Origin of the sequence: Falsihalocynthiibacter sp. CO-5D18, assembly GCF_041205445.1 — a bacterium.
GTDB classification, from domain to species: domain Bacteria; phylum Pseudomonadota; class Alphaproteobacteria; order Rhodobacterales; family Rhodobacteraceae; genus Falsihalocynthiibacter; species Falsihalocynthiibacter arcticus.
This window is the reverse complement of record NZ_JBGFCF010000003.1, coordinates 19,236-36,753: the sequence shown is the minus strand read 5'-3', so window position 1 is coordinate 36,753 and position 17,518 is coordinate 19,236. Positions and strand designations below refer to the sequence as shown.

Below are 17,518 nucleotides of genomic sequence, written 5' to 3'. Positions count from 1 at the left end.
GAATATACTGCGAATCGCCATGGTCGCAGAACTCAATATAACCTCCAATTTCACCTTTCTCACAGGGGCTTCGCACCCTGAGGAATACGTGCGCCGTGCCGCGCATTTGGGTATCCCTGCCCTTGCCATAACGGACGAAAATTCCGTCGCGGGCATCGTGCGCGCCCATGTGGAATGCCGCGAAGTAGCCCGCCACGTCGGATTGCGTCGCGATTTTGACGCTGCCCATGGCCTCATCGGGCCACCGCGCCCCACGCAGATTCCCGCGCCTCCATCCGCCGATATCTACACCATCCCGCGCCTATTGCCCGCGGCGTTGATTGTGCTTCAGGAGGGGGTCAACGTCACGGTTTTTCCGCGGGATCGCGCGGCGTGGGGGGGCCTTTCACGCCTGTTATCCCTCGGACGATTGCGGGCTAAAAAAGGCGCCTGTGTGCTGCGGTTTGAAGACCTTATGGCGTGGGGCGCGGGCTGCGAAATGCTCCTGCACCCTGCGCGCCGACCGCTCACGCCCTTTCGCGGCGCGCATAATTGGCAGCCGCTGGCGCGCCGACTGACGCGCCGCTTCCCCGGCCAAGTGTCGCTGCTCGCCTCCCCGCAATATGACGGCCAAGACCACGCACGGTTCCATCATCTCGCCCATCTCGCCCAAGACCTTTCCATCCCCATGGTCGCCTCCGCCAGCCCCATGATGCATCACGGAAAGCGCCGCCGTCTCGCGGATGTCCTCTCGGCTGTCCGGCTTGGGGTGCGCGTCGAAAATCTCGGCCACGCAGCCCTGCGCAATGCCGAGCAGCGGTTGCGCGCGCCCGTCGAAATGGCGCACCTCTTTCGCGACCACCCAGAGGCGCTCCTTAACGCCGAAGCCGTGGCCACCCGCTGCACCTTTTCTCTTGATGAGTTGCGCTATGAATATCCCAGTGAACTCACACAGGGCGAAACGCCCCGCCAACGTCTCGCGCGGCTCGCTTATGAGGGGCTCAAATGGCGCTATCCCGGCGGTGCTCCCCAGCGGGTGCACGACCTTTTGGAGCACGAGTTAACCCTGATCTCCAAACTCAAATACGAGCCCTATTTCCTCACCGTGCGCGACATTGTGCATTTTGCACGCGAGCGCAATATCCTCTGTCAGGGGCGCGGCTCGGCGGCCAATTCCGTTGTTTGTTTTTGCCTCGGCGTCACCTCAGTTTCCCCTGAAATCGGCACCATGGTGTTTGAACGTTTTGTCTCCGAAGCCCGTGACGAGCCCCCCGACATCGACGTTGATTTTGAGCATGAGCGCCGCGAAGAAGTCATCCAACATATCTACGAACGCTATGGCCGTCACCGCGCGGGCCTTTGCGCCACGGTCATCCATTATCGCGGCAAGCGTGCCATTCGTGAGGTCGGCAAAGTCATGGGGCTTTCTGAGGATACGATCAGCGCCCTCTCCAGCCAGATGTGGGGCTGGGGCGGTGGTGGTTTGCGCGCGGAGCGTCTGCGCGAAATCGGTCTCGACATCAGCGATCCCCACCTCGCCCAAACGCTTGATCTTTGCGATCAAATTCAGGGCTTTCCACGCCACCTGTCACAACATGTGGGCGGATTCATCATCACGGAGGGGCGGCTTGACGAGCTTGTTCCCATCGAGAACGCCTCCATGGAGGATCGCACCGTTATTTGTTGGGACAAAGACGATATCGACGCGCTTGGCATTCTCAAGGTCGACGTTCTCAGCCTTGGAATGCTGACCTGCATTCGCAAAGCATTTGATTTGATGGGGCAGCACCACGGGTTGGATTTCAACCTCGCGACCCTCCCCGCCGAAGACCCCGCCGTGTACGATATGCTGTGCAAAGCCGACAGTATTGGCGTGTTTCAGGTCGAGAGTCGCGCCCAGATGAACTTCCTGCCGCGCATGCGACCGCGCAATTTCTATGACCTTGTGATTGAGGTGGCGATCATCCGCCCCGGCCCCATTCAGGGCGATATGGTGCATCCGTTTATTCGACGGCGCAATGGCGAGGAAGCCGTGAGTTTTCCGTCGGACGCGCTGGGGGATGTGCTTGGGAAAACCCTCGGCGTGCCTCTGTTTCAAGAGCAAGCGATGCAAATTTCGATCATCGGCGCGGGCTTCACCCCCGATGAGGCCGATCGTCTGCGCCGCGCCCTCGCGACCTTCAAAAAGCTCGGGAACATCAGCAATTTTCGCACGCGGTTCCTTAAGGGCATGGCAAAAAACGGTTATGATACCGAATTTTCCGAACGGTGTTTCTCGCAAATCGAGGGGTTTGGCAGTTATGGTTTTCCCGAAAGCCACGCCGCGAGTTTTGCCCTGTTGGTCTATGCTTCGGCTTGGATCAAATGCCACCACCCCGGTATTTTTGCCTGCGCCCTGCTCAACTCCCAGCCCATGGGGTTTTATGCCCCTGCGCAAATTGTCCGCGACGCCCGCGCCCATAATGTGACCGTGCTCCCTGTCTGTATCAACGCCAGTTTCTGGGACAACGTGATGGAACCAGATGGGCGCGGCGGCCTCGCGTTGCGGTTGGGGTTTCGCCAAATCAAATCCATGCGCGAAGAAGAAGCAAGCTGGATCACCGCCGCGCGGGGCAACGGGTATCTGGATGTCGACGACCTCTGGCGACGGGCAGGCACGCCGCCGCGCCTGATCCAAATCCTCGCAGAAGCCGACGCCTTTGCCTCCCTCGGCCTCAATCGCCGCGAGGCCCTGTGGCAAGCCAAAGCCGTCAAGGGCGACGCGCCTCTGCCCCTTTTCGCTGGGGATTTGGACGGCGAAGGCATTGTTGAGCCTGCCGTGCATCTGCGCAAAATGAGCGAAGGCGAAGAGGTGGTTGAGGATTACGTTTCGATGCGCCTGACGCTGCGGGCGCATCCAATGGCGCTCATTCGCCCTCGCCTAACCCCACCAAAAAGTGCGCGCTAAACGCCTTCGCGGGCCTTAACCTCGCGCGTGTGTTTGGGCGATTTTGGATGTGCTCTGTAAAGGGCAACCCCGAGGGTGATTGTGACAGCAAGCCCCGTCACAACCCCAATTGTATTCCCCAAAAAGCTCGCCACTTCTTCAATATGTGCTGCGAAAACAAACCCAAGGCCCACATAAAGTGTCACCCAAACAATCTCGCCCAGCGCCGCCCAAATCGTAAACCTAAGCCACGGCATTTCCACGATGCCGCCCGCAAAATTCACATAGGGGCCAAGAGGGCTCAAAAGCCAACGACTCAAGAAAACACCCGGTCCGCCCCAATTCTCCGTAAAGCTCCGCGCCTTGGAAAAAACCTCCGCTCGTTTTGGGTGCGGTTGGATTTTGGACTGAAGCCACTCTCGCCCGCGCTTGCCAACGGCATACCCCGCCTGATCGCCAACGACCGCCCCCCCATAGGCCGCGAAAGCAACCGTTGTGATGGAAAAATCTCCGGATGCGGCAAAGGCACCGCCCGAAAGCATCATCAAAGAGGAGGGCACCGGCATCGCGAGGCAGCTTAAAAACGTCGTGACAAAAACGATTAAAATACCGTAGCTCAAAACCCATTGGAAGACGAGATCGGTCATGGATGGGACGCGCGGAACTTGGTGGCGGCATCTTCGACCGCAGCTTCCAGGTCCTTAATATCAACACCCGTATGCTCAGAAATTCGGCGCAGCGTCGTGGGGCGTTTCAGTTCCCCTTCTTTGATCCCAAGTGCATCAAGAACTTCTTCACGCGGCAGGTCAAACGACATGGAAATATAGCGGGGAGTCATCCACATTTCTAAGGGACGGTCCTGATGCATCGGGTCGGCCCAATACACCATACCAACAATAATGCGGAACAGGAAAACCGTTGTCAGCGCAAGGGCCATGACAAACGCGAGGCTCAAAACACGATGTTCGCGCCAAAGATAAGACAATCGACGCACAGCGTCTCCCTTGTTGAGCCAATCAACATTTACGGCAGTGTTTCAGTTTTTTTAGGGAGGGTAAAGCCACGAACGCATCACTATGGCGTCAACCTCCCCCTTCCCTCCCCCTTCACATCGCAACCGATATAGGCAACCATGAGAGGATATTTCAAGATTTCCACCACGTACTTGGTGCCCATGAATCGAGCCGTCGCATGACAAACCTTGCGCATAAAATTCGCGGCCTCGATAGCGCAACACAAGGCGAAGCGCGCGCGGAAACGATCTCCCTCTATGCCCCGCTGATAGCCGGATATTACAAGTCATCCAGAACTCCGAAATGACGGTTCCTGCTGGAAAACCCATAATTGGAATCGGCGACGTCCAAAGCGACCTAGAGGTGGTTGTGAACTAATCTCAACAAAAGCGGCCCGCGTCACATAGGGCGACTGCGTCCTCATCGAAGATTGGGGCTTTCCAGAGCCAAGGTTGGGAGCGCCACACGGATTGAGCCCTATGGTTTCCCTAAGCTTTTAGCCCTTGGCGTCGAGGAGCAACGCGTGCTCGTGATCATTGGCTTTGATGAAGACCAAAACGCCCGCGGAAGTTTGGGCCACGGCCACCGAGTCGAAGTGCGCATCATCGTTTGGGAGGAGAAAGACGTTTCAACCATCCCCGCGAGCGTCTTTTTAGAGTTCAAGACAAATGGGCAACCTATGTAGTGTTTGAAGGTGCCATTGGAACAGGAGACTTCGGATTGGCCAAAACAACGACTTGTCCACACAAGTGTCGGACGGGGTGTTGCAGGGTGACACGGTGGCCTTCTACCCATCGGCAGGTTTATCAGATGGCACAAAAGTTGCGCAAAGGATTGTTGAGTTAACCACGCTGGAGTTCAGATCGCTTTCAGTTCTTGCCGCGAAAGATTTGTACGCACAAGCCGCCCCATGAACGACAGTAAAACATCCACGCGTTCACCTTTCTTGCAGACTTCAACTTCTGCGACCCATTGCGTAAAGGGCCCTGCAGAAATTGTGACTTTCGTGCCGATGGGTAATTCATTTGCTGGCTGTAGGAGACCCTGATTGTTCACGCGAGCAAACAATTGCACCATCAACTCATCGGGCAATTCCGCAGGTTTTCCACTCAACCCACTGACCAGCCTCACAACCCCTAAAGTGCTATTAATCTTGCTCCAAGACACACTCTCTGGTGTTACACCAACAAAAATATAGCCAGGAAACAGGGGCTCAATCTTGCTAACCGTCTGGTTACGCACCCGCTGACTTACCGAAAGTTGGGGCATAAACGGATGAAAACCCTGCCGTTCCAAATTTCTCTGGGCATTTGCCAAACCGTTTGGCTTAAGTTGCGCCGCGAACCACAGTAAATCTTCATTTCTATAAATTGACGTCACTTACACCCTCGGCTTGCCGATCAAACTTAACATACACAAAACCAAATAAACCCAATTCATTTCGGGCCTTTTTGATTTGAACCATTGAACCTATAATTTACTATCAATTTTGGGCCTGCGTGCCAAGATTTTTGTGTTGAATTGGAAGGGAAAGCCCCTTGTAACTTAGGGAAAAAACCTAAGATTTCACGCAGCTTTGCCCTTTTGTTGTCGCGCAGAACAAGTTATTGCCTTCAGGCAATTAGGGAACCTCTCAAACTGAGGGCACTCAAATCTTTGAAGCAACATAATTGGTCCATCCGCTAATAAACGGATCAATTTTTCCACCGGAACTTCCCTAGACTCTCACGAGCTCTGGTGCGGTAGCCGTTGCTGAGGAGCAATAGGTCCGTGGCGCTTTCTTTGAATAAGGAACATAGAATTTTGCCTGCACTCGCCCTTAAACGCGCATCAAAAGCGGTAAACACCCTAGTTGCGCCCTTGGTTTACTTGGCTGCGAGAGCGCTTAGTTCCCCTAAATTAATAGACCTCGCCATTCGCATAGATAGAATGAATTTTCGTGCGCTGGCCACCAAGCGAAACCCACATTCCGTCGTCGACAGACTCTTGGCGGCGACGCGCCTTGCCGGTTCCGTTTCAAGAGAAGATAGCAAACTCGTCCTCGAATTCGTTTATTTTACACATGGCCAATTGCTACAGGACTTGTTCGCCATATTGGCGAGCAAAGGCAAACATGGAGGAACTTTCGTTGAGGTGGGAGTGGGCAGTGGCCGCCGTATCTCGAATACATTTGTCCTTGAGAAGGAACTGGGCTGGACCGGAATATTGGTCGAACCCAACATCTCTTCACATGCCAGTATCCGCGCGTTGAGAAGTAGTTTCCTCGAAACGCGCGCTGCCGCGTCAAAATCCGGCCTGAAGTTGCAGTTTGAAGAGGTTATGGACGATGGTGAATTTTCCCGCCTTTCAGGTGCCAATGGCCATACCGTGGACGCCAGTCGTATTAAGCGATATGACGTTGAAACTATTACGCTTAACGACATTTTTGCCGCTTCAGACATGCCTGATCGCATTGATTTCTTAAGTCTCGACACTGAAGGCAGTGAGGTCGATATTTTGGCGGGACTAGATCTGGATCGTTACACTTTTGGTGCAATGGCAATCGAACACAACCACAACCCAACTGCCCTTGCAGACCTGCGACGGATACTTTTACCAAAAGGCTACAAACAAGTGTTGGAACATTTATCTGGATTTGACGCTTGGTTCGTTCATTCCTCCTCACCAAACCAGTTTGACGGCGACTGACGTGTTCACTCTTCAAGAGAGGGCTGCTTTTCGATCACAGAACGAAATGCAACCAGCCTTAAGCTTCACCCCCCTTTTTTTCTGTCACGCAAACCAAGAACTGACACATGGTACCCAATGATTAAAACAACCGCCCTACGCAAAGCTTGGTCGCTCCTCGACGCGCAGGAAAGACGCAATGCCATAAAAGTACTGGCCATTATGATCGTGAGCGCCCTGGGCTCTGCCGTGATGGTGGGTTCGGTTTTCCCATTTCTTGCGGTTCTGTCCGATCCCGAGATGATTCAGAAAACGCCGGAACTATCATGGCTTTACGATGTTGGTGGCTTTTCCTCGAGCTACAACTTTCTCTTCGCTCTTGGGGTCGGTTCAATCACGATAATCCTCCTGTCAAACCTTTTACTGATCGTGAACACTTGGACGGTTGTGCATTTCACGTCGATGCGCACCCACGCGATCAGCCGGCGTCTGATGGCCCATTATCTCGCACAACCCTACGCGTTTTTCCTGAGCCGCCATTCGGGTACGATGTCGACAAATATTCTCGGCGAAGCCCAGCAGGCTGCTCAGCAGTTCATTCGGCCTGTTGCGGAACTCATCTCGGCCTCCCTTACCGTGGCCGCGGTTGTCTTCACGCTCCTGATTGTCAACCCGATGGTCGCCACGGTGTCGATTGCAGTTTTAGTTACGGTCTACGGTGCAGTAATGGTCGCCTCGCGCAGATACGTTCGTCGTATGGGGACGCGCCGCGCACAAGCAAACGACGAGCGTTTTCGGATTTCCGGCGAGACCTTTGGCGGGATCAAGGACATCAAACTGCTCGGCCGAGAAGCGGCATATCTTGACCGTTTCAGCGTCCCGTCGTTTGAGGTTGCAAAAGCGCAGGTTGGCGAGGGCGTTATCTCGCAAGCGCCGCGTTATGCGGTCCAGATTTTAGCTTTCGGAGGGATTATAGTCCTGAGCTTGGTCATACTGGATGCGCAAGGTCTGCAAGAACGCAACGCGCTGGGTGGCTTACTCCCGACCATTGGCCTCTTGGCATTCGCAGGACAGCGGTTGATGCCGGAGCTGCAAAAAATGTTCATGTCGGTTACGCAGATGACAGCTGGTGCAGCGGCGCTTGACCGCGTGTACGAAGATTTGAACTCGGGCTCCCCCTTGCAAATCCAGCGAGACAAGCCCGCCCCACTTGGCCTAAAGAACACGTTTGAATTAAAGAGCATAAGCTACACCTATCCAAAAGCCGAGCGGCAAGGGCTGTCCGAAATTGACCTCAAAATCCATGCTGGCGAACGGATTGGCGTCGTAGGCAGCAGCGGTGCCGGAAAGACAACGTTGGCCGATGTTATCCTTGGCCTCCTCGTGCCCGAACAGGGTACTCTTCATACCGATGGGCGCGCCATCACCGCCAAGACCCTCCGTGCGTGGCAAAAAAGCGTGGGATACGTGCCGCAGGACATATTCCTAATCGATGCTAGCCTGTCAGAAAACATCGCCTTTGGTTTGCCCCTAGAGGACATCGACGAGGCCAAAGTTGAGCGCGCGGCACGGATCGCCCAGATACACGACTTTGCAATGAAGGAACTGCCAGAGGGCTATGCGACACATGTGGGCGAGCGTGGCGTGCGCCTTTCCGGCGGCCAGCGTCAACGCATCGGGATCGCCCGCGCGCTTTACAATGACGCTGATTTGATCGTGTTCGACGAAGCAACCAGTGCCCTCGACAACATGACGGAACGGGAAGTTATGGCAGCAATCGAAACGCTGCCTGGCGACAAAACAATCCTGATGATCGCCCACCGCTTGAGCACCGTGAAGGTTTGCGACCGGATCGTCGTAATGGAAAACGGACGCATAACGGGCGTGGGGGAATGGGACACGCTCATGCTCGAGAACGCTGCATTCCAACGTATTGCTCGCGTTGTATGACTTTGATCCAACCCGGCCGGTGTTCGAAAAAGACTCAATTGTTGACGCACGACACATCACCCAAGTGAAGATACAGTGAACCTACTCGTCTCAGCTATTTTTTGGGCTCTAATTCAAACGGGAAATAGCGAATCAAAAAGGGCGTTTTGCGTATATGGTACGAAAAAGATAGGAACACTAGTCGCGCCAGAAGCTTAGCGCAGACAGCGCTCAAAGCTTTGATTTTGTATCAATAAGGGAAATAACTGGCATGAAACGACTATATGGCTTTATTCAAAGCATTTTCAGAGACGGGCCGATCATCGGTTATGGCCCTTATCTGAAATATAGGCTGAAACTTCCAAGGCTGAGTGCTCCCGGAGCGATGAAAGTTTGCGTTGGTGGCCAAGATATCTATGTGCGCCCGGGCACATCGGATCTGCGAGTCGCATTTCAGAACCTTCGCACTGAGTTCGACATTCTGTCAGATTTGCTACCAAAGGACTTCTCGGGCCTAATCATTGATGCTGGTGGTTATATAGGAACAGCAGCGCTGCAACTCGCGCGCATGTATCCCGCTGCGACGATTATCACAATCGAGCCCTCCTCTCAGAATTATGCAATGCTATTGCGCAACGTTTCTGCGATTGATCGGATTGTGCCGATCAACGCTGCCCTGCATACAGAGGCGGGCCAATCCTTAGAGCTCGTAGACCATGGCACAGGGGAATGGGGGTTTTCAATCATGGCCAGCGACACAGGTTGCAGCAGCATGGAAATCGTTCAGACGGTGTCGCTCCCTGAAATCGCAGCGCGTTATCCGAGTATGCGCATTGGCATTATCAAAATCGACATAGAAGGCAGCGAGAAGGACCTGTTCGAAAACTCCGACAAGACCCTAAGTACAGCTGAAGCCGTCTTTATCGAATTGCATGACCGGATGGTACCAGGCTGCACTGAACTTTTTCGAAACTTTAGCCGAGACCGCTGGATCTTGAATGCCGGCGGGGAGAAGCTCTTGTCGCTTCGAAAGCAATCGAACGATGCCCCCCACGAGTCCTTGAGAAAAGACTAAAACGGCGTAAGTTCGATGGTAACACACTCTAGAAGCGATCCATGCTTTTTTGCCTTAATCGCAATTTGTAAAGAATACCATTGGGACGATTTAGGACCTTGCACAGCCTGTTTTACATTTAGCATTGGCATTAGTGCAGCTTAGTACAGTACGGCAATCAGAACCAATAGAAGCGCGAAACTCCACTTTCCTAAGAATATGACGCATTGGAAAAATGAATGTTAATCCTAAAAATCTGTGATGAATTGACCGATAAAGAGAAATCGCTGGGCGTACGGCGAGTACCTCCTACTTGGGGCGCTAAGATGGATGCTGGTGAATACTTTCGCCATATTGCCCCCGGCCTGACGAAAGGGCTAGACCCACTAACCCCCGCGGAGTTGGGATGTACACTTTCCCATTTGGAATGTTATTCGATCATCATAAGGGAGCGTCGTTCGGCCCTAATATTGGAAGACGACATATCTCTTGACGACCAGTCGCTAAAGACCGTCAAACATATTGCTGAATTAGGGCTGGAGTTTACACACCTTGCACAGTCATCTGTATTCACATTCAGAGGTCAAGAGATTGATGATGGCCTTTACAAAATTGATCCTCGAATGGATTTCTGGGGGTCAGCAGCATACTTGGTAACTCCAGAATTTGCGCAAGAAGTACAAGAGTTCCATACTCCTTTTGTCCGATTTGCTGATGCTTGGACAGATTTTTTTCAGAAACGTGCAGGGGACAGCCCGCATTTCTCGCCAATTTTCTTCCACACAGGTGAAACGAGTGCAATCCAAACGTCGAGAGAAATGGCACGCAAATTATCAGCCAAGGCACTGCTACGACGACGTGCACTTCAGTGGGGCAATCGTCAAATGTCGCGTTTTCCTGATTGGGTTCAGGGTTTACCTCCGCCTGTTCCCCGTATTAGCAAAGAATGGAAGGAACTATCCTAGTTAGAAAATGCTATAATAGGCCTTCAAATGGACTTTCAGGCCGACATATCCGTTTTAAAAACCCGAACTAAGCTTGTCCTGCGCGGGCGCGAGATGACGTGTTATGCCGCCGACCTCAGAGGAGCCGCCGCGCGTGCAGGTAAGAAAAACATCCTGATCTATGTTCAAGGGCGCTTGAGGGCGCCCTTGTTTGAGCATTTGATGTGCTCTACCGGACATGTCACCGGCTATCGCGAGGTGCTCAATACAGTCACACGTCAAGTCCTCTGGCCGACGCGATATGTGCGTCGAATGGGTAAAAGGAACCGTGGCGAAAACGTCATTATTCATGTTATGCCCGAGCATCTTGATCTGAATCGCACCCACCTAGTCAATACGCAAAGTTTTCTTATGGCCCTCGTTGATGACGGGTGGTTTACCGTGCACCTCCAGCGCAGCAACATCGTCCGGATGATCGTGCCGAACTATTTAGCAGAGGCACGAGGGGGCAATCACAAATTAGATGACATCAAAGAAAGGGCGACCCTGAACATACCCACTACTGAATTCATTTCTAAGTACGAAAGGCAGCGCGGACAATTGCAGCATGAAAACGCTCTGGTTGAGGGAATTCCGTATTTTATGATCAACAACCAAGACCGCTTGGAGCGGCCCGAATTACACCAACAAACGGTTGATACTATTCTCGACAAGGTGGGCTTACCGCAAAGACCCGTTTCGACGCGCCTGAAGAAAATCAACACGTTTATGCCCGCAGATCTCCTGCCAAACTTAGATGGACTCGAGGCCGCCTTTGCATCAAGGGAATGGACACTATAAATTCTTGCGACCCTGAGCGCGGAGCGGGACTGCATATCCAAGCCCCCAGCGCCACGTCGCTAAAGGAGAAGCGTAACATGTTGGCCACTGTTTCCATTATCATCCCTTGCTACAATAAGCACGCATATGTTGCTGCCGCGATTGAAAGTGCGCTGGCACAGAACCACTCCTGTGAAGTGATCGTAGTGGATGATGGCTCAACTGATGCCAGCCTCGAAAAAATTAGGCTTTTTGACGGGCGTATCAAATGGGTCAGCGGCCCGAACCGAGGTGGAAGCGCGGCACGAAATATTGGCCTAGAAATGGCAAGAGGCGACTGGATTCAGTTCCTAGACGCTGATGACATTCTGCCACCAGAGAAAATCGCCATGCAACTCGCCCAAATGGAAGGAGCGCCCAAAGGAGCCATGGCATTCGGTCCATGGTCCCACTTCCATGACAATGGCGATATCGCCCCCGATGATGTTCGCCACTATTGGCAAAGCTACGAAACCGGTGCGGATTTACTGTCGTTCATGTGGCACAAAGGCGGCTTTTTCCCATATCATACTTGGTTAACACCACGCGCCTTGATCGAAAAAGTTGGCCCTTGGGACGAGAGCTTGACCGGTGATGATGATGGCGAATTTTTTGGCCGTATACTTGTTTCTGCCGGTGAGTTGCGCTTTTGCGAAGAGGCTCGGGTATTATACCGCCACCCGCCCGAAGGGTCCGTCAGCCGTAACAGAACGTTGAAATCCGCAAAGAGCGTTTGGCAATCTTTCGAGAGCGTCTCAGCGACCCTGCTGGCAGCGCGCGATGATACAATGGTGCGCAAGGCCTGTTTGGCTCGGGTGCGTACGCTGGCCTATTCCTGGCGCGACCAACCAGAAATTTTGGACCGCGCCGTTGCTTGGGAACGAGCCAATTGGCTTTTCGATTTCACTCCAGCCCTGCCAACCAAGACCCGTTGGGTCGTTGGGCTGCTCGGCTTGAAATGGGGACTCGCATTGCGGCGACTGATATTGAGCTAAGCCATTAGCTCCATCACACAGTCGGCAAAACATAGCTAATGGGTAATTTGGTCAATGCGTCATCTGCGAACCGCCCGCGGGCCACACCAAAATCCAAGGTATTTTGTGCCGAGATTTAAGAAACGGGCACCACACATCTTCCTTGGTCTTGTCTTTATTAGGTAAGACACCGTGTCGCGGATTGTCTCAGAAGGGCCGCTCACTACCTATAGATAATGTACGAAAAAGCTTGCCCGCGACTGCGAAAAGCCACGGCGCATGACTTAATTTGACCACAGGGCTGTAAGCGATGCCTCGCTATCAGGTGCACCCCCACACTGTTTGAGTAAATATATACATTTAAGGGAAATTTATGCTACGCAATACCTTCATAAGAGTAAAGAGAACGCGATTGGGACCGTTGATCACACCTCCTCCCTTGGAGGGGCTCAATAGCGCAGACTTGCCAAAAAATATCTATTTTTTCTGGGATCGCGGGCTAGAAAACGCTCCTGATCTTGTTCGAGCTTGCCATGCATCTTGGACGGAAAAAAATCCGGATTGGAACTTTGTGTTTTTGGACCAAGAGAAGGCAAACCGCATCTTAGATCGCTCGTCCCTTCCCGAAGGAACGCTGCCTGCGCACTATGCCGATATACTGCGCACGAAGCTTTTGTGCGAACGTGGTGGAGTTTGGGCCGATGCCACGTCTTTCTGCAATCACCCGCTGACGAACTGGATGCCTACCGTGATGTCACAGGCGGATTTTTTCGCTTTTCGCACCCCGCGACCTGCTCGAATTGTATCAAACTGGTTTCTTGCCTCCAAGCCGCAAGGCAAGATTATACGACCGTGGTTGGATGTTACCGAAAAATTCTGGGCTGGCCGCAAGGAGGCGCCGAAAACATACTACTGGCATGACTTTTCATTCGAATGGCTGACTTACACGTCGCAAAGTTTCAGGAAGGAGTGGAGCAAAGTACCAAATTTCAGTGCGACGCCGACACACAGGATCCTAAAACTGCACTTCGAAAACCAAGAACCAACCGAAACCGACAAAAACGTCATTCGAGGGGCGTTCGTGCACAAGTTGACTTGGAAAGAAAACTTCCGTGAAAATTTCTTGAACGAGCATCTCGATCTATGACTACTACGCCACCTTCAGAGGCCGCCCCGACGCCCTATATCAGCGTCATTATCCCAGCGTATTGCCCCCTCGATTTCGAGGCCCTAAAACGATCCATGGCTGCCAATTCAAATGCGCACGCGGAATGGATCGTCGTTGATGACGGGTCGGGGCCGGAGTATGGTGCGGTGTTTGCCACATTGGATGGAAGCCCTGCACGCGTTATTCGGCGTGCACAGAATTGCCGCCAAGGTGCCGCACGCAATGCGGGGCTTTTGGAAGCAAAGGGCGCGTGGATCAAATTTCTCGACGCGGATGATCAGTTGGATGAGGGTCACTTGGCTGCTCTTCTGAAAGAAGCCGAAAATCTACCCGAAAATGCAATCCCTTTTGCCCCCACAAAGCACGTCTTCACCAATGGGAACACGTCCATAAACAACAGTTGGCGCGATTTACCACCTGAGCCCTTGCTGCAGTATTGCCGGATGCTCGTGCGGCCTTTCCTCCACCATTGCGGGGTCCTTTTCCCACAGCATGTTCTGGAAAATCTTGGCGGATATGACGAGTCCCTCTTAACCGACGAGGATGGCGATCTACTGCTGCGTATCTTGTTGGACGGACATTATTTTGTACCCGTTGAGAGCGCCAATTACTTGTATATACATCATGCTGGCGGTCGCGTGTCGGCGGACGATGACATCCGCAAATTTGTTGCGCGCCGCCGTGTCTGTGAAAAAGTTGAAGCCTCATTCGACGGAGAGAAAGGACCGATGCCAGCGCGCCTCCGCGAAGCCCTCGCCCAGCGCATGGATAAAATCGCCATGGCTTACTGGGCGTCGCACCCCGCGGACGCGCGGGAACTTCTTGCGCGCGCACGCACCCTCTGCCCAAACTATCGCCCAGACATGCGGCTGCCCTTGCGAATTCTGCGTAGGATCGGCGGACCATCCATGGTACTGGCGACCACAACACTCTATCGACGGCTCAAAGGCCGTCCCAAAGGGGGAGCGCAAGGATGAGACTTCTCGCCATCAGCGAACATTATTTCCCGAGGATTGGTGGCACGGTTAATTACGTACACGAGACCCTCTGCGCCCTTTCCGCCAAAGGTGTGGAAGTCGAGCTTTGGGTGCCCGGCCCTGCGCCTGATTGCTGGTTACCGGATGGAATGTCCAAGCCGCCATACCGCGTTCGGTGGATTGATGCGGGGTATCCCGCGGCGGGCGACCCGAAACGCGAGCAACGCTATGACTTCTGCCGTCAGGTCGATCTTCTGGCCTCCGAGAGCCTGTCGACACCTGAGCGTCCTGACATGCTGCATGTGCTCTTTGGGCTGTTCCTCATGGAAGTTCTCGACACGGAACGCTTTCAAGCAGCGGGGCTTCCCTGCGTGGCGACGGTGCATAATGTGCCGCCGATGGAATGCCGTTTGGTCGCGCATAACGCACCTCTGCCCGCGCGTTTGAAGGAGTTTGCACGCCTCAAGGCGGTGAAAATCAAGAATAAAGCGCGATTAAAACGCCACGGATTTGCGGCCTATGTCGTCCCCTCCCTGCAGGTACAGACAGCGTTGGCGCCGATTGTGGCACAGGACCGTATTGAAGCGATCGGGCATGGGATGACTGCGGATCTTCAATTGTTGATGTCTCCCCCAACTGATCGCCGTCCCTCGGGGCCAGTTCGATTGCTAACCGCAGGTGGCTTTGCCCCGCACAAACGTCAACATATTCTCCCTGCGACTGTGCAGGCCTTGCGCGACATGGGCGTGGATGTGGTTTGGGATGTGGTGGGGCCCGCTGGTCGCGTAAAAGGGTATTTCGACGATATCCAACGGGATGTAACAAAGCGCGGCCTCGACTGCGTTCTGCGCTTGCATAAGGCGGTGCCGTTCGATGATTTAGCGCGACTTTATGATGCCGCAAATATCTACGTACAGCCCTCGCTTGAAGAGGGGTTTTGCATCACGGCCCTTGATGCGGCGGCCACGGGTCTTCCGGTGATTGGTAGCCCTGCTGGCGCCCTACCCGCGATTATCGAGGCAAGCGGTGGGATTTTGGTTGCAAGTGAGCCGCATGCTCTCGCAGGAGTTATTGCGCGTTTTTCCCGTGAAAATCTCTGGCAGGACCCTCAGGTGCAATCCGCCCATGTGCGAGGCTTGTTTTCGTGGTCAACCGCCGCGCAAACTTTGCTCGATAGGTACGCTATTTTAGGCGTGGATGAAAAAAGGGCCGCGCATGTCTGATCGAACGCGCGTTCTCCTCCTGACCAGCAAACTGTCGCCTGCCGCAGGGGGGCTGGCCGTATCAGTACCTGGTCTAGCGCATAGCATCGACCCGTTTGACGATATGGAAATGCATGTGATGGGAACCATCGACCCGTCATACCCAGACGCCGCTCAGACTTGGGGACCACGCGTTCATGCCTTTCCCGTCAGTGGCCCCGCGCCATGGCAATATGCGCGCGGCATGGGAGCGGCCATCGAGAAGCTTAACCCAGATTTGATCGATGTTCAGGGGCTTTGGACCTATCCGTCATACGCCAATCTTAAACAGGCCCGCACAACGCACACGCCTTATATTGTTACACCCCGAGGAATGCTTGACCCGTGGGCGCGGAACAATTCACATTTAAAGAAACGCATCGCCGCCGCCATATTTGAGAACGCCCACCTGCGCGGAGCACGCTGTCTGCGCGCCACCGCCGAAATGGAGGCACAGCATTTTCGCGACATGGGGCTAAGCAACCCGATTGCCATCGTGCCCAACGCAATGGCCCTTCCAGAATTGGCCACACGCACCGAGGGGCCGTTACGACAAGTGCTTTTTCTAAGTCGTCTTCACCCAAAAAAAGGCATCGACCTTTTGCTGAAAAGCTGGAGCACGCTTACGGCACGGTTCCCAGATTGGGAACTAGTGATCGCGGGAATCGACGAGGGCGGACATGAGGCAGACATGAAACTGCTGGCTGCGAAGTTGAAGCTTGAACGCGTGCGGTTTGTTGGGGCGAAACATGGGGCCGAAAAGGAAATGCAATATCGCAATGCCGACCTCTTTGTCCTGCCGACCCATGCGGAAAACTTTGGTTTGGTCGTGGCAGAGGCATTGGCGCAGGAAACACCCGTCATCACCACAAAAAATGCGCCTTGGGCAGGCTTGCAGGAGCATGATTGCGGCTGGTGGATCGAGTTAAGCCAAGATGAGCTCACAGAAACAATGCAGCAAGCGATGTCCACTGGGCCAGAAGTCCTAAAGGAAATGGGGCGACGAGGGCGGAAATGGGTTGAGCGCGATTTTGGTCGCGAAGAGGTGGCCTCTCGCATGCGCGACGTGTATCTTTGGATTACACGAGGCACTCAAAAACCGGATCATGTGCATGACTGAGCAACAAAAACCGCCCAACATGCGTCTTGACCTCTACGAGAACGCTGGGTTCTCTAGAGGGGCGTCGCGCTTGAAGGAACTTGCGTGGATCACCCTTTCTGGGGTTGTTTTCAACAGTTGGCTGCCAGGGTCTGGTTGGCGCTGTAGCCTTTTACGCGCCTTCGGAGCACGGATCGGTCGCGGGGTCGTCATTAAGTCCTATGTCGCGGTGAAATTTCCGTGGCGATTAACGGTGGCCGATCACGTATGGATTGGGGAACGCGTCTGGATTGATAATCTGGCCGAAGTTACAATCGGCGCGCATAGTTGCATTTCGCAAGGCGTCTATCTTTGTACGGGCACCCATGATTGGGCAGATCCTCGCTTTGGACTGATTACGCGCCCCATTGCGATTGGTTCAGGGTGCTGGCTCGGCGCTGGGTCCACACTCGCTCCGGGGTCCATCGTCGAAGATGGCGCCATACTCGCGATAAAAGCCCTCGGGACGGGCCGCCTTGCCCAAGGGCAAATTTATCTCAACGACGGTTCAATCAAGCAACGCCCTGCTGTAGCGGATGCGGGATCAAATTGACGCATTCCTTTAAGTTTGAAAAAATTAAGCTGCGGATTAGTCCGTCGTCACAGATGGCGCCAATCCACGGGACCGCGAACAATTTTGGAAATGTTTA

General features: G+C 53.8%; 16 protein-coding genes. 13 read left to right on the top strand and 3 right to left on the bottom strand.

All coding sequences use genetic code 11. The annotated features are described in order from the left end of the window. The first annotated feature begins 19 nt into the window (after positions 1–19). Positions 20–2,926, top strand: a complete 2,907-nt coding sequence (locus AB9F27_RS04910) for an error-prone DNA polymerase (protein WP_369757611.1) — start codon at positions 20–22, stop codon at positions 2,924–2,926. Here AB9F27_RS04910 and AB9F27_RS04905 read toward each other — a convergent pair. Together AB9F27_RS04905 and AB9F27_RS04900 are read right to left on the bottom strand one after the other, a co-directional pair. Next, positions 2,923–3,552, bottom strand: coding sequence for a DedA family protein (locus AB9F27_RS04905; RefSeq protein WP_335586352.1), 630 nt, complete (start codon positions 3,550–3,552; stop codon positions 2,923–2,925). The genes AB9F27_RS04910 and AB9F27_RS04905 overlap by 4 nt on opposite strands. Then, positions 3,549–3,899 (bottom strand): hypothetical protein, encoded by a 351-nt coding sequence (locus AB9F27_RS04900; protein WP_335586354.1) that lies wholly within the window; start codon positions 3,897–3,899, stop codon positions 3,549–3,551. Before AB9F27_RS04900 ends, AB9F27_RS04905 begins: the two co-directional genes overlap by 4 nt. A gap of 542 nt (positions 3,900–4,441) precedes the next feature. On the opposite strand from AB9F27_RS04900, the gene AB9F27_RS04895 reads away from it, so the two are divergent. After that, on the top strand, positions 4,442–4,603 hold the full coding sequence (locus AB9F27_RS04895) for a hypothetical protein (protein ID WP_335586355.1): 162 nt from the start codon (positions 4,442–4,444) through the stop codon (positions 4,601–4,603). Positions 4,604–4,776: 173 nt separating this feature from the next. Here AB9F27_RS04895 and AB9F27_RS04890 read toward each other — a convergent pair whose 3' ends face one another. Next, positions 4,777–5,298 (bottom strand): transcription termination/antitermination NusG family protein, encoded by a 522-nt coding sequence (locus AB9F27_RS04890; RefSeq protein ID WP_335586356.1) that lies wholly within the window; start codon positions 5,296–5,298, stop codon positions 4,777–4,779. 549 nt (positions 5,299–5,847) lie between these two features. Between AB9F27_RS04890 and AB9F27_RS04885 the strand changes: the two genes are divergently transcribed. The 11 genes from AB9F27_RS04885 to AB9F27_RS04835 all read left to right on the top strand — a co-directional run bounded on the left by AB9F27_RS04885 (position 5,848) and on the right by AB9F27_RS04835 (position 17,421). Continuing rightward, positions 5,848–6,606, top strand: a complete 759-nt coding sequence (locus tag AB9F27_RS04885; protein WP_335586357.1) for an FkbM family methyltransferase — start codon at positions 5,848–5,850, stop codon at positions 6,604–6,606. A 117-nt stretch (positions 6,607–6,723) separates the two neighbouring features. Next, positions 6,724–8,535, top strand: coding sequence for an ABC transporter ATP-binding protein (locus AB9F27_RS04880; RefSeq protein ID WP_369757595.1), 1,812 nt, complete (start codon positions 6,724–6,726; stop codon positions 8,533–8,535). A 250-nt stretch (positions 8,536–8,785) separates the two neighbouring features. Next, positions 8,786–9,589 carry an FkbM family methyltransferase gene (locus AB9F27_RS04875; protein ID WP_335586359.1) on the top strand — a complete coding sequence of 268 codons (804 nt, stop codon included), beginning with the start codon at positions 8,786–8,788 and terminating at the stop codon, positions 9,587–9,589. Between the two features lie 218 nt (positions 9,590–9,807). Beyond that, positions 9,808–10,533 carry a glycosyltransferase family 25 protein gene (locus tag AB9F27_RS04870; RefSeq protein WP_335586360.1) on the top strand — a complete coding sequence of 242 codons (726 nt, stop codon included), beginning with the start codon at positions 9,808–9,810 and terminating at the stop codon, positions 10,531–10,533. Positions 10,534–10,560: 27 nt separating this feature from the next. Next, entirely contained in the window at positions 10,561–11,352 is a 792-nt protein-coding gene (locus AB9F27_RS04865; RefSeq protein WP_335586361.1) for a hypothetical protein, read from the top strand. Between the two features lie 77 nt (positions 11,353–11,429). Continuing rightward, complete coding sequence (locus tag AB9F27_RS04860) at positions 11,430–12,365, top strand: glycosyltransferase family A protein (protein ID WP_335586362.1); 936 nt, start codon at positions 11,430–11,432, stop codon at positions 12,363–12,365. Positions 12,366–12,717: 352 nt separating this feature from the next. Beyond that, complete coding sequence (locus AB9F27_RS04855) at positions 12,718–13,491, top strand: capsular polysaccharide synthesis protein (RefSeq protein ID WP_335586363.1); 774 nt, start codon at positions 12,718–12,720, stop codon at positions 13,489–13,491. Beyond that, positions 13,488–14,489: a glycosyltransferase gene (locus tag AB9F27_RS04850; protein WP_335586364.1), complete on the top strand. Its 1,002-nt coding sequence runs from the start codon at positions 13,488–13,490 to the stop codon at positions 14,487–14,489. The genes AB9F27_RS04855 and AB9F27_RS04850 overlap by 4 nt, the downstream gene beginning before the upstream one ends. After that, positions 14,486–15,712, top strand: coding sequence for a glycosyltransferase family 4 protein (locus AB9F27_RS04845; protein WP_335586365.1), 1,227 nt, complete (start codon positions 14,486–14,488; stop codon positions 15,710–15,712). Before AB9F27_RS04850 ends, AB9F27_RS04845 begins: the two co-directional genes overlap by 4 nt. After that, the gene (locus tag AB9F27_RS04840) at positions 15,705–16,850 is read left to right on the top strand and encodes a glycosyltransferase (protein WP_335586366.1); all 1,146 of its coding nucleotides are present in this window, start codon (positions 15,705–15,707) and stop codon (positions 16,848–16,850) included. Before AB9F27_RS04845 ends, AB9F27_RS04840 begins: the two co-directional genes overlap by 8 nt. Further along, positions 16,843–17,421 carry a WcaF family extracellular polysaccharide biosynthesis acetyltransferase gene (locus AB9F27_RS04835; protein WP_335586367.1) on the top strand — a complete coding sequence of 193 codons (579 nt, stop codon included), beginning with the start codon at positions 16,843–16,845 and terminating at the stop codon, positions 17,419–17,421. The genes AB9F27_RS04840 and AB9F27_RS04835 overlap by 8 nt, the downstream gene beginning before the upstream one ends. Positions 17,422–17,518 lie beyond the last annotated feature (97 nt).